This window comes from Burkholderia sp. Cy-637 (genome assembly GCF_011753175.1).
Classification (GTDB): Bacteria; Pseudomonadota; Gammaproteobacteria; order Burkholderiales; family Burkholderiaceae; genus Burkholderia; species Burkholderia gladioli.
In genome coordinates this window covers 85,023-97,561 of the sequence record NZ_VWWC01000004.1, presented here as the reverse complement: position 1 = coordinate 97,561, position 12,539 = coordinate 85,023, and the positions used below count along the sequence as shown (strand labels likewise).

Genomic DNA, 12,539 nt, shown 5'->3' with positions numbered 1-12,539 from the left:
CAATTGCGCCATGCGGCGCGCCTCCGGTTTGCCCGGTCGTGCGCGCCGCCACCTCCGCCGCCGCGTGGGTTCGGGGTTTTGCCGCCTTGCCGGGTTGCCGCCCGGCGGCCTTGCGGCTGGACCGCCGCGATGCCGCGAGTCGCGTATCGCGATCCCTGCCGTTCAGCCCACGCCGCTCACTGCGCGTCGTCGGCCGCGAAGGCGATCTCCTTCTGCGCCTCCAGTTCGGCGAGCCGCGCCGTCAACGCCTCGTGGATCAGCCGGTAGGCGCCGCCGCCGAGCACCAGCCGCCGCGGCGCCGGGCTCTGCTCGACGCTGGCGATCATCGCGTCCACCGCCTTCTCCGGCGACAGCGGCAGGCGATAGGTGGACGGCGAGCCCAGCGCGCGCCGCCGCGTGCCGACGATGGTGTCCTCGTAGACCTCGAGCGGCGTGGCATTGTCCAGGCCGTGGATGAAATTCGTATGCGCGCCGGCCGGCTCGACCAGGGTGACCTCGATGCCGAACGAGGCCACGTCCTGCACCACCGCCTCGAAGAAGCCCTCGATCGCCCATTTCGAGGCGTGATAGGCACACAGCCCCGGCAAGGCGATCTGCCCGCCCATCGACGAGACCTGCAGGATGCGCCCGCCGCCCTGCGCGCGCAGATGCGGCAGCGCCGCGCGCGTCACGCGGATCGAGCCGAGCACGTTGGTGTCGAGCTGGCGGCGGATCTGCGCGTCGGACAATTCGTCGGCGGCGCCGAAGGCCGCGTAGCCGGCGTTGTTGACCAGCACGTCGATCCGGCCAAAGGCCTCGAAGGCCGCGTCGACCACCGGGCCGATCCGGTTCGCGTCGGTCACGTCGAGCGCCTGCACCCACAGCCGCTCGCCGTGGCGCTCGCGCAGCGCGTCGAGCCGCGCCGGCTCGCGCAGGGTGGCCGCCACGCGGTCGCCGCGTTCGAGCAGCTTCTCGGTCAGGATCCGGCCGAAGCCGGTCGAGGTGCCGGTGATGAACCAGGTCTTGCTTGCACTCATTGCTACGCACTCCTCAGGCAGGGACGCGGTGCGGCGGGCACGCGGCTTGCCGAACGTGTCGCGCGAGACGGCTCGGCATCCCGCCTGTCCGCTTGCGTGATATACGCGCACATATGGCGCCGCATCCACGCCGGGCTCGCCGAGCCCGTCGCGGCAAGCCTGGCAGCCGTCGGCCCGCGCCGCGGTGGAAAGCGTCCATGATCGTCGATCGCGCCGGCGCGCATTGATGAGTTTTCCTCTACGAGGCTTGAAGCAAATCGGGACGGTCACGAGGCCGCCAACGGCGGTTTAATGAGCTTCGCGCGCGATCCCTCGCGCGCCCCCCCGCTCCCCTCAATACGCCTCGATACGGTAATCCGCCCATGACCGCCGACTCCAAACCGACCGCCCACGACCCCGGCAACGCCGCCAGCCCGCCCGAGCGCGCCACGATCTCGCGCCGCCGTTTCCTGCAGGCCGGCGCCTCCGGCGTGGCCACCGCCGGCAGCGGCGGCTGGCTCGCCAGCGCGGCCGCCGCCGAGCCCCAGCCGGCCATCGAGGAGACGCCCGCGCCCGCCGCCGCCCCCGCCGAGGCGAGCGCTCCGAACCTGCGCTTCAGCGTGAACGGCGTGGCGCGCGAGCTGCGCGTGGCGCCGAACGCGATCCTGCTCGACGTGCTGCGCGACTCCCTGCAACTGACCGGCACCAAGAAGGGCTGCGACCACGGCCAATGCGGCGCCTGCACGGTGCACGTGAACGGCGTGTCGGTGAACTCCTGTCTGTCGCTCGCGCTGATGCACGAGGGCGACGAGGTGACCACCGTCGAGGGGCTGGAGCGCAACGGGCGCCTGCATCCTGTCCAGCAGGCCTTCTGGGAACACGACGCCTACCAGTGCGGCTACTGCACGGCCGGCCAGATGATGAGCGCGGTGGCGGTGCTGCGCGACGCGCGGATCCCCGCCGACGACCATTCGCTGCGCGAGGCGATGAGCGGCAACATCTGCCGCTGCGGCGCCTACCGCAACATCGTGGCGGCGATCCAGGACGCCCGCGCCAAGGGCGGGAGGCAGATCTGATGCGCAACTTCGACTATGTCCGCGCCGACTCGGTCGCCAATGCGATCGCCGCCCGCGCGCAGGAACAGACCGTCTACCTGGCGGGCGGCACCACCCTGCTCGACCTGATGAAGCTCGACGTGATGCGCCCGGCGCGCGTGGTGGACATCCACAAGCTCGCGCTCGACCGCATCGAGACGCTGCCCGACGGGCGCATGCGGATCGGCGCGATGTTGAGCAACACCGAGCTGGCGCGCGACGAGCGGATCCGCCAGGCCTACCCGGTGCTGTCGCAGGCGCTGCTGTCCGGCGCGAGCACCCAGCTGCGCAACAAGGCGACCACCGCCGGCAACGTGATGCAGCGCGTGCGCTGCGGCTACTTCCGCGACGGCGTCTCGCCCTGCAACAAGCGCGAGCCCGGCTCGGGCTGCGCCGCGATCGGCGGGCTGAACCGCAACGTGCACGCGGTGCTGGGCGGCAGCGAGCATTGCATCGCCGCGCATCCGTCCGACATGTGCGTGGCGATCGCCGCGATCGGCGCGCAAGTCCACGTGCGCGGCCCGCAAGGCGAGCGCGAGATCGACTTCCTCGATTTCCACCTGCTGCCCGGCGCCACGCCCTGGCGCGAGCACGCGCTGGAGGACGGCGAGCTGATCACCCACCTCACGCTCGACGCGCCGCTGGCCGGCGGCCGCGGCGCCTACCTGAAGCTGCGCGACCGCGCCTCCTACCAGTTCGCGCTGGCCTCCTGCGCGGCGATCGTGGTGACGAACGGCGGCACCATCGAGCGCGCCCGGCTCGCGCTGGGCGGGGTGGGCACCCGGCCCTGGCGCGCGCATGCCGCCGAGGCTTCGCTGGCCGGCCAGCCGGCCACGCTCGACAGCTTCGCGCGGGCCGCCGCGCTGGCGCTGGAAGGTGCGCGCTCCTACGGTCAGAACGGTTTCAAGATCGCGCTCGGCCAGCAGGCCGTGGTGCGCAACCTGCAGACCCTCACCGCCTGAGGCGCGCCATGCCCACCTCGAACCGATTCCCCCTTTCCTCCCGGAGCCCCGCATGAGCGAGACCCTCGTGGGCCAGCCGGTCAAGCGCGTCGACGGCCGCCTGAAACTGACCGGCGCCGCGCCCTACACGGCCGACCAGCATCCCGCCGGCATGGTGCACGCCTATGGCGTGTTCAGCACCATCGCCAGCGGCCGCATCCTGCGCATCGACACGCGCGAGGCGCGGCGCGTGCCGGGCGTGATCGACATCCTCCATCACGAGCACGTGCCGCGCCTGTATCGGCCGAAGAAAAGCCCGATCGCGATCCCGACCATCCTGCGCGCCACCATCACCGACGAATCGCGGCTGCCCTTCGAGGACGCCACCGTCAACTACGCCGGCCAGTTCGTGGCGCTGGTGATCGCCGATACCTTCGAGCACGCGCGCGAGGCCGCGATGCGCGTGGCGGTGAGCTACGCCAGCCAGCCGGCGGTGGCCACGCTCGACCAGGGCCTCGCGCAGAACGGCACGCGCGACGGCGGGCGCGGCCATGCGCGCGGCGAGCCGGAACCCGCCTTCGAGGCCGCCGCCTACCGGGTCGACCTCACCTATCGCACGCCCGTCGAGACCCACAACCCGATGGAGCTGCACGCCACCGTGGCGAGTTGGGAGGATGGACGTCTGCACGTCTACGAGGCCTCGCAGGGCGTGACCGTGCATCGCAACACGCTGGCCAGCGTGTTCGGGCTGACGCCCGAGCAGGTCACCGTGGAGGCGCCCTTCATCGGCTCGGGTTTCGGCAGCAAGCTGTTCATGTGGCCGCATTCGGTGGCGGCCAGCGCCGCCTCGCTGGCGGTGGGCCGCCCCGTCAAGCTGCTGGTGCCGCGCGCGCAGATGTTCACGGCCACCGGCCATCGTCCCGAGACGAAGCAGCGGCTGCGCCTGTCGGCCGATGCCAATGGCAAGCTCAGCTCGCTGCGCCACGAGTCGATCAACAGCACCGCCATGACCGATTCCTTCACCGAGAACTGCGGCGGCGTCTCGCGCGTGCTCTATTCCTGCCCGAACGTGCTGGTGAGCCACCAGACCACGCGCGTCAACCGCGGCTGCTCGACCTCGATGCGCGCACCCGGCGCGGCGCCGGGCCTGTTCGCGCTGGAATCGGCGATCGACGAGCTGGCGCTGGCGGCCGGCCAGGACCCGCTCGCGTTCCGCCTGGCCAACCTCTCGACCCAGGACGAGGCGGCCGGGCTGCCCTGGTCGAGCAATCACCTGCCCGAGGCGATCACCACCGCCGCCGAGCGCTTCGGCTGGGCGCGCCGCAACCCCGCAATCGGCTCGATGCGCGACGGCCGCGAGCGGATCGGCTACGGCATGGCCGCCTGCAACTGGGACGCCTATCGCACGCCGGCCGAGGCGCGCGTGCAACTGAACAGCGAGGGCAACGCGCTGGTCACCTGCGCGATCCAGGACATCGGCACCGGCACCTACACGATCGCCGCGCAGATCGTCTCGGAACTGAGCGGCCTGCCGATCGAGCGGATCCAGGTGCGGCTCGGCAGTTCCGCGTTCCCGGCCGCGCCGATGTCGGGCGGCTCCTGGGCCACCGCGAGCGTCTCGCCGGCGATCGCCGAGGCCACCCGCAACGCGATCCTGCAGCTCAAGCAGATCGCCGTGGCCGAGGGCGCGCCCTTCGCCGGTGCCAAGCCCGAGGCGCTGGGCTTCGAGCAGGGCGTGCTGAGCGACGGCAAGCGCCGCATCGCCTTCGACGCGCTGCTCAAGTCGCGGCGCCTGGCCAACGCGGAAGGCTTCGCCAGTACCTCGGCGGCGCCGGCCGGCAAGTTCTCGTTCCGCTCCTTCGGGGTGCATTTCGTGGAGGTGCGCTGGGATCCGGGCATCTCGCACCTGCGGGTGGCGCGCGTGGTCAGCGCGATCGACGTGGGCCGCGTGATGAACCCGCTCACGGCGCGCAACCAGGTGGAAGGGGCGATCGTGATGGGCATCGGCATGGCGCTGTTCGAGGCCACCGAATACGATCCGCGCACCGGCCTGCCCGGCAACAACAACTACGCCGAGTACCCGGTGCCGGTGCATGCCGACCAGCCCGACATCGAGGTGATCTTCCTCGATCATCCGGACCTGGCCTTGAACGAGTTCGGCGCGCGCGGGGTGGGCGAGATCGGCATCACGGGGCTGGCGGCGGCGGTGGCGAACGCGGTGCATCACGCCACCGGGCAGCGCGTGCGCGAGCTGCCGATCACGCTCGACAAGCTGATCGATCCGGCCGCGCCGGTCTTCGCCTGAGCCGGCGGGCAGCGCGCCTCAGCCCGGCGTGCCGCCCGTCAGGCCGATCACGAAATCGAGGAAGGCGCGCGTGCGCGCCGGCAGGTGCTGGCGCGAGGGGTAATAGGCATACAGCGGGAAACGCTCGTCGGCCCAGTCGGGGAACAGGTTGACCAACTGCCCGGCGGCGATCATCGGCTCGACCGCGAAGGCCAGCATCTGCGCCACGCCGAGGCCCGCCACGCAGGCGCGCACATGCGCGGCCGGATCGTTGACGATGAGCCGGCCGCGCGCCTCCACCACCAGGTGCCGGCGCTTGCGCCGGAACTCCCAGCGATAGGGGCGCCCCGTCTCGGGATTGCGGAACTCGATCACGCGATGGCCCTCGCCGGCCAGGTCCTCGGGCCGCAGCGGCCGGCCGTGGCGCGCCAGGTAGGCGGGCGCGGCCACCGTCACCACGCCGGTGTCGAACAGCTTGCGCGCGACCAGGGTGGAAGCCTTCGGCTCGCCGAACTGGATCGCCAGGTCGAAACCCTCCAGCACCAGGTCGCCGACCGTATCGCGCGCGATGACCTCGACGTCCAGCCCGGGATGCGCGGCCATGAAGCGCTCGAGCGGCGCGCCCAGCACCAGCCCGTAGCAGACCGGATCGAGGTTGACGCGCAGCCGGCCGCGCACCACCGCCGCGTCGCCGGCCGCCGCCGCGGCCGCCTCCTCCAGGCCCGCCAGGTGCGGCATGACCTGCTCGTAGAAACGGCGCCCCTCGTCGGTCAGCGAGACCGAGCGCGTGGTGCGATTGAACAGGCGGATCTTCAGGCGCTTCTCGAGCCGGGCGATGGCGCGGCTGACGCCGGGCGGCGTCATGCCGATCACCTCGGAGGCGGCCGCGAAGGTGCCGGTGTCGACCACGGCCGCGAACACGCTGATTCCGCCGGACAGGTTCTCGTGACGCGATGGCATCGGGGTGAACCGGCGCGGGCCGGGCGTGAGGGAGGATGGCGCAAAGGTATCACGAGCCGAAGGCCGCCGATCGATGACGCCATGTCATCAATGCCCTGACCCGGCGGGCCTGGGTCGCGCGCGGGCGAGCCCGCACAATCCGCCTCATTCCCGGCCGGGCCCGGGTCACCGAGGGGCGCCGGCATCGGCTCGCGCCCCGCTGCGAGAAGGAATTCCCCATGTATGCGATCACCGGCATCACCGGCAAGGTGGGCGGCGCGCTCGGCCGCCAGTTGCTCAGCGAGGGCCGCCCGGTGCGGGCCGTGGTGCGCGACGCCGGCCGCGCCGGCGACTGGGCCGCGCGCGGCTGCGAGATCGCCACCGCCGAGATGGACGACGCCCGCGCGCTGGCCGCCGCCTTCGAGAACGCGCGCGCGGTGTTCGTGCTGCCGCCGTCCGACTTCGATCCCGAGCCGGGTTTTCCGAAGGCGCGCCGCATCATCGACGCGGTGGTGGCGGCGCTGCGCGCGGCGCGGCCCGAGCGCGTGCTGTGCCTGAGCACCATCGGCGCGCAGGCCGGCGAGATGAACCTGCTCACGCAGCGCGGGCTGATGGAGCAAGCGCTGCGCGAGTTGCCGATGCCGGTCACGCTGCTGCGGCCCGGCTGGTTCATCGAGAACGCCAGCCGCGACATCGAATCGGCGCGCGAGCACGGCCTGATCGCCAGCTTCCTGCAGCCGCTGGCGCGCCCCGTGCCGATGAACGCCACCGCCGACGTCGGGCGCGTGGCGGCGCGGCTGATCCAGGAAAGCTGGCAGGGCCTGCGCGTGGTCGAGATGGAAGGGCCGCGCCGCCTGAGCCCGCACGATCTCGCGGCGGCCTTCTCGCGCGTGCTCGGCAAGCCGGTGCAGGCCGAGGCGGTGGACCGGCGCGCCTGGGACACGCTGTTCCGCGCGCAGGGCATGCGCCATCCGCTGCCGCGCATGCGCATGCTCGACGGCTTCAACGAAGGCTGGATCGACTACGAGTGCACCCACGGGCCGATCCTGAAGGGCGAGGTGGAGGTCGACGCGGTGCTGCGCGAGTTGATCGCGCGAGCGGGGTGAGGCGCCGGCAGCGCGCCAGCCGAACGCCTTGACGACGGGTCAGGCCGCTCGATGACCGTGCCGCATCGCCACCGGCACGGTCGCCGCCGCCTCGGCGCGCTGGACCACGTCGTCCGCCTCCGCCTCTGCCTCTGCCTCCTCCCGCGCCCCTTCCTCCATCAACACCCCCTCCCACTTCGCCACCGCCGCCGAGGCCACCGCGTTGCCGATCACGTTGGTGGCGGTACGCCCCATGTCGAGGAAGTGATCCACGCCCATCACCAGCAGCAGGCCCGCCTCGGGAATATCGAACTGGCCCAGGGTGGCCGCGATCACCACCAGCGAGGCGCGCGGCACCGCCGCCATGCCCTTGCTGGTCAGCATCAGGATCGCCAGCATCGACACCTGCTGCGCGAAGGACAGGTGCACGCCGTACGCCTGCGCGATGAACAGCGTGGCGAAGGTGCAATACATCATGGTGCCGTCGAGATTGAAGGAATAGCCGATCGGCAGCACGAAGCTGGCGATGCGCTTGGGCACGCCGAAGCGCTCCAGTTGCTCCAGCGTCTTCGGATAGGCCGATTCGCTGCTGGCGGTGCTGAAGCCGAGCAGCATCGGCACGCGCATGTACCGGATCAGCGCGAACACGCGACGGCCCAGCAGGGCCCCGCCGGCCAGCACCAGCAGCAGCCAGAGCAGCAGCAGGCCGCCGTAGAACTCGCCCATGAAGCGTCCGTAGGTGAGCAGCACCGACAAGCCGCGCGAGGACACCACGTTCGCGATCGCGCCGAACACGGCGATCGGCGCGAGCGCCATCACGTAGCCCGTCACCTTCAGCATCGCGTGCGCCACCTCGTCGAGCAGGCGCACCACCAGCGCGCCCTTGTCGCCGAGCGCCGTGAGCCCGGCGCTGAAGAACGCGGCGAACACCACGATCTGCAGGATCTCGTTGCCGGACATCGCCTGCACGATGCTGCTCGGCACCAGGTGCGCCACGAACTGGTTCAGCGACAGCGCGCCGGCATTGAGCCCCGAGCTCGCGTTGGCCGGCGGCAGCGGCAGCCCCAGCACGGCGCCGGGCTTCAGCCAGTTCGCCAGGCACGCGCCCAGCACCAGCGACAGGAACCCGGCCGCCATGAACCAGCCGAGCGTGCGCAGGCCGATGCGGCCGGCGGTACGCACGTCGCCGATGCGGGTGACGCCGGTCACCAGCGTGCAGAACACCAGCGGCGCGATGATCATCTTGATCAGCCGCAGGAACACGTCGGCGAGCAGCGAGAAATAGCCGCCGAAGCGAGCGGCCTGGTCGGCCGGCAAGCCGGCATGGCAGGCATAACCGGCGGCGATGCCGAGCAGCATGCCGGCCACGATGCGGGCGGTGAGCGGAAACTTCATGAGGAACTCCTGGGCGTTCGCGGGCGAACGCGGGTAGCAAGACGGCGGCTCAATGTCCTGAAACGAGCCGCGTGTAGGCGAGACAGGCCACCGCCGCATCCTGCAGCGCGATGCCGACGGCCTTGTAGATGACGATGTCCTCGGCGTCCCCGGCACGGCGCTCGCCGGCCGCGATCACCGTCGACAGGTCGACCAGCGGTCGGCGCTCGACCAGCTCGCGCGGCGGCAGCAGCAGGTCGCCGGTTTCGAGCGGCGTCTGCCGGGTCCAGTCGACCACCAGCCGCGAGGCGCGTTGCAGCGAGGCATCGTCGATCTCGCGCTGGTCCGGCCGCGTCGCGCCGATGCTGGCGACGAAGGCGCCGGGCCGCAGCCAGTCGCCGCGAAGCACCGGCTCGGATGCGCGCGTGGCGAGCACCACGATGTCCGCCGCGGCGGCTTCGCGCGCCTCGACCACGCGCGTCCCGATCCCGTGGCCGGTGGCGATCTCCTCGGCCAGCGCGCGAGCACTTGCCTCGTCCGGGCTGTGGATGCGCAGCTCGCGCAAGCCCGGCCGCGCCGCGAAGGCCAGCGCATGCGCGCGAGCCTGGATGCCGCTGCCGAACAGCCCGAGGCTGGCGCTGCCCGGGCGCGCGAGGTGCTCGGCGGCCAGCAGCGTGGTGGCCGAGGTACGGAAGCCGGTGATCGAATCGCCTTCGAGCAGCGCCACGAGTTCGCCGTCGTCGAGCGAGAACAGCGCGATGTAGAAACGGAAACGTCCGTCGATGGTCGTGTAGAGCTTGCTGGCCGCCAGCCGCGCCGAGCCGAGCATCGCGCTCATCGCGCTGAACTTCAGGTCGGCCAGGCCGATCCGCGCGCGCGGCTGCACGCTGGCGCCGCCGTTCGCCATCTCGAGGTAGGCCCGGCGGATCGCCTCGACCGAGGAAGGGATATCGAGGCAGCCGGCCACCTGGGCATTGGTATAGGTCTTCATGCGCGCGGCTCCAGCGTGGTCGGTTCCACCGCGCCGCTGATCCAGCAGCCCGCCTCGGGATTGCCCGGCTCGCGCAGGGCCACGCCGATGCTCGACGGCCGGCCCATCGCGACGCCCTGGCGGATCGTGATCGCCGTCTCGCCGGCCGGCAGCAGGCCGTGGTGCAGCGCGCCATACAGGGTCGCCGCCGCCGCGATGCCGGTGGCGGCGTCCTCGGGATAACCGGAGCCGCGCGGGAACTGCCGCGCCTGCAGGACCAGCGGCCGGGCCGCTTCGATTGCGAAGGGATAGAGTCCCGTCGATCCGAGCGCGTCGCACAGCGCGCGCACCGCGTCGAGCCTGGGCGCGATCGCATGGAGCCGCTCGACCGAGCGGATCGGCACCAGCGTCTTGGTGCGGCTGGTGCGGGCGTTGACGATGCCATGCGGGCCAAGCGCGTCGGCATCGAGGCGCAGCACCTCGCGGATTGCCTCGAGCAGGCCCGCATCCTCGACCGGCTGCACGCTGCCGCGCGGCTGGCTCACGTCGATACGTCGCGCCGCTTCGTCGTAACGCAACTCGACCACGCCGCTCAGCGTCTCGACGCGGGCCGTCGCGCCGGTCCAGCGGCCGGTCTCGCGCAGCAGCCACATCGCGCCGAGCGTGGCATGCCCGCACATCTCCATCTCGTGCTCGGGCACGAAGAAGCGCAGCCGGCACAGGTTGCGAGGATCCTCAGGCATGCAGACGAAGGCGCTTTCGTGACCATAACGCGCCGCCACCGCCTTCATGGCCTCGGCCGGCAGCGTATCGGCATCGAGCACCACGGGCGCCGGGTTGCCGCCGCCGGCACCGGCCGGGAACACGCTGAGGAAATGCGGCCGCGGATCGCCGCGATCGTTCGCGACGCCCGCCGACGCGGACAGGATTCCAACAAGACTCATGAACTGGCTCCCACGTAAAAGTGGCGCCAGCATGCCGAAGCACAAAAAAACGGTCGCGCCCGATCGGGCCAGGCATCGAGCACGATCGGGCCAGCCGCGCGCCGGGCCCGTCGCGCGGGGGCCGCGCCGCCCCGGCGTTTTCCCTGTGCCGAGCGAGCGGCCCGCTCATTTCACGAATCCGCCGCCGGCTTCGTGCTAGGCGGCCGCGCATGCTCGCGAGCGTTTCAAAAACCTGTTTGGAGCGGGCGCGCGGTTGATTTCCAGGCAGCCCGTCATCCAGAATCCTCGCGACGGGTTCGAGACGCCCGCCCGAGAAGAACCACATATTCCGGCCAATTCGTTCCCGTTTCGATGCAATCGATCGCTTTGCAGTCCTGTTGAAACTACATAAACGAAACAAACTCACAGAGGGACTTCTCGCATGTCATCCAAACTCTCCCTGGCCGCCGCCGCGGCCGTGTCCTGCCTGCTGGGCCTGGCCGCGTCGCCGGCCAGCGCCGGGCCGGCCACCGTTTCCGATCCGTTCTACAGCTACACCGGCAACACGCCCCTGGCATCGATTCCGGCCGGCACGGTGCTCAAGACGCGCGAGGTCACCTATCACGTGGCCGGCATCCCGACCGCGCTGAAGGCCGAGCAGTTGCTGTATCGCACCAACAACGCGCAGAACCAGCCGGTGGTCAACGTCACCTCGGTGATCCGCAGCCAGGTCAGCAACGGCCACGCCATCTCCTACCAGTCGGCCTACGACTCGCTGAACCCCTACGACGAACCCTCGCAGGTGATCGCCGGCGATCGCGACATCACCAAGTTCGTCAATCTCGGCACCCTGATCTACAGCGCCGAATCGATCCCGCTCTCGGCGCTGCTGCTGCTCGGCTACAACGTGATCGTGCCCGATACGCAAGGCCAGACCGCCGACTTCGCGGCCGGCCCCGAATACGGCATGACCACGCTCGACTCGATCCGCGCGGCGCTCAATACCTCGTCCACCGGCCTCACGCCCGCGAGCAAGGTGGCGATGATCGGTTATTCCGGCGGGGCGATCGCCACCAACTGGGCCGCGCAACTGGCGCCGAGCTACGCGCCCGACGTCAACAAGCAGCTGGTGGGCGCGGCCGAGGGCGGCGTGCTGGTCGACCCCGCCCACAACCTCAAGTACGTGGACGGCAGCATCGTCTGGGGCGGCGTGGCCGCGGCCGCGCTGGCGGGACTCTCTAGAGGCTTCGGCTTCGACCTGACGCCCTACCTGAGCGATACCGGCGTGGCCGTGTTCAAGGACATCCAGAGCCAGTCGCTCGCCTACATCCTGCCGAGGTACACGGGCCTGCGCTGGAAGACCCTGTTCAAGCCGCAATACGCGAACGACATCAACAGCATCCCGGTGTACGTGACCTACGCCAACAAGGTGAACGCGGGGCTGGCCCCCTCGCCGACCATCCCGATGTACATCGGCCAGGGCACCATCGGCATCGTGGACGGCACCTTCAGCCTGCAGGTGGGCGACGGCGTGATGCTGGCCCACGACGTGCGCGCCCTGGCGCAGAAGTTCTGCGCGAGCGGCACGCCGGTGGTCCATGTCGAATATCCGCTCGATCACTTCGGCTCGGTCGCGACCTGGGCCGCCGGCATGCTGCCCTGGCTCTACGATCGCTTCGCCGGCAAGCCCGCGCCCAGCACCTGCGCGCTGACGGCCCTGCTGCCGAGCAGCTCGCTGGCGCCGGAAACGCAGCACTGAGCGACGCGGCACGCGCGCCGATAACAAAAAAACGCTGTCGCCCAGGGGCGATCCGCCGTCGCGGATCGCCTTCTTCATTTTCCTTCACCGCCCCCGTCCGCCCGCTCCGCCGTCACGGCCGAATGCCATAATCGAGCCTGCCCGACATTCAAAAAGACGTCCCCGGAGAATTTCC

At 70.9% G+C, this 12,539-nt stretch carries 10 protein-coding genes; 5 read left to right on the top strand and 5 right to left on the bottom strand.

What is annotated here, in order from left to right:
- Positions 1-176: 176 nt before the first annotated feature.
- Complete coding sequence (locus tag F3J10_RS02555) at positions 177-1,016, bottom strand: SDR family oxidoreductase (protein WP_166913741.1); 840 nt, start codon at positions 1,014-1,016, stop codon at positions 177-179.
- Positions 1,017-1,378: 362 nt separating this feature from the next.
- Here F3J10_RS02555 and F3J10_RS02550 point away from each other — a divergent pair, with 362 nt between their 5' ends.
- From F3J10_RS02550 to F3J10_RS02540, 3 genes are read left to right on the top strand one after another with little or no spacing between them, the layout of a single operon-like run.
- Positions 1,379-2,071, top strand: a complete 693-nt coding sequence (locus F3J10_RS02550) for a (2Fe-2S)-binding protein (protein WP_205200133.1) — start codon at positions 1,379-1,381, stop codon at positions 2,069-2,071.
- On the top strand, positions 2,071-3,051 hold the full coding sequence (locus F3J10_RS02545) for a xanthine dehydrogenase family protein subunit M (protein ID WP_166913743.1): 981 nt from the start codon (positions 2,071-2,073) through the stop codon (positions 3,049-3,051). Before F3J10_RS02550 ends, F3J10_RS02545 begins: the two co-directional genes overlap by 1 nt.
- A gap of 52 nt (positions 3,052-3,103) precedes the next feature.
- The gene (locus tag F3J10_RS02540) at positions 3,104-5,335 is read left to right on the top strand and encodes a xanthine dehydrogenase family protein molybdopterin-binding subunit (protein ID WP_166913745.1); all 2,232 of its coding nucleotides are present in this window, start codon (positions 3,104-3,106) and stop codon (positions 5,333-5,335) included.
- Between the two features lie 18 nt (positions 5,336-5,353).
- On the opposite strand, the gene F3J10_RS02535 is transcribed toward F3J10_RS02540, so the two are convergent.
- Positions 5,354-6,274 carry a LysR family transcriptional regulator gene (locus F3J10_RS02535; RefSeq protein WP_166913747.1) on the bottom strand — a complete coding sequence of 307 codons (921 nt, stop codon included), beginning with the start codon at positions 6,272-6,274 and terminating at the stop codon, positions 5,354-5,356.
- A 218-nt stretch (positions 6,275-6,492) separates the two neighbouring features.
- On the opposite strand from F3J10_RS02535, the gene F3J10_RS02530 reads away from it, so the two are divergent.
- On the top strand, positions 6,493-7,359 hold the full coding sequence (locus F3J10_RS02530; protein WP_166913749.1) for an NAD(P)H-binding protein: 867 nt from the start codon (positions 6,493-6,495) through the stop codon (positions 7,357-7,359).
- 39 nt (positions 7,360-7,398) lie between these two features.
- Here F3J10_RS02530 and F3J10_RS02525 read toward each other — a convergent pair whose 3' ends face one another.
- The 3 genes from F3J10_RS02525 to F3J10_RS02515 are packed head-to-tail and all read right to left on the bottom strand — an operon-like array spanning position 7,399 to position 10,626.
- Complete coding sequence (locus F3J10_RS02525; RefSeq protein WP_166913751.1) at positions 7,399-8,733, bottom strand: dicarboxylate/amino acid:cation symporter; 1,335 nt, start codon at positions 8,731-8,733, stop codon at positions 7,399-7,401.
- A 49-nt stretch (positions 8,734-8,782) separates the two neighbouring features.
- Complete coding sequence (locus F3J10_RS02520; protein WP_025097806.1) at positions 8,783-9,703, bottom strand: NAD(P)-binding domain-containing protein; 921 nt, start codon at positions 9,701-9,703, stop codon at positions 8,783-8,785.
- Positions 9,700-10,626: a PhzF family phenazine biosynthesis isomerase gene (locus tag F3J10_RS02515; RefSeq protein ID WP_205195502.1), complete on the bottom strand. Its 927-nt coding sequence runs from the start codon at positions 10,624-10,626 to the stop codon at positions 9,700-9,702. The genes F3J10_RS02520 and F3J10_RS02515 overlap by 4 nt, the downstream gene beginning before the upstream one ends.
- 421 nt (positions 10,627-11,047) lie before the next feature.
- Here F3J10_RS02515 and F3J10_RS02510 point away from each other — a divergent pair, with 421 nt between their 5' ends.
- Positions 11,048-12,364, top strand: coding sequence for a lipase family protein (locus F3J10_RS02510; protein WP_025097808.1), 1,317 nt, complete (start codon positions 11,048-11,050; stop codon positions 12,362-12,364).
- Positions 12,365-12,539 lie beyond the last annotated feature (175 nt).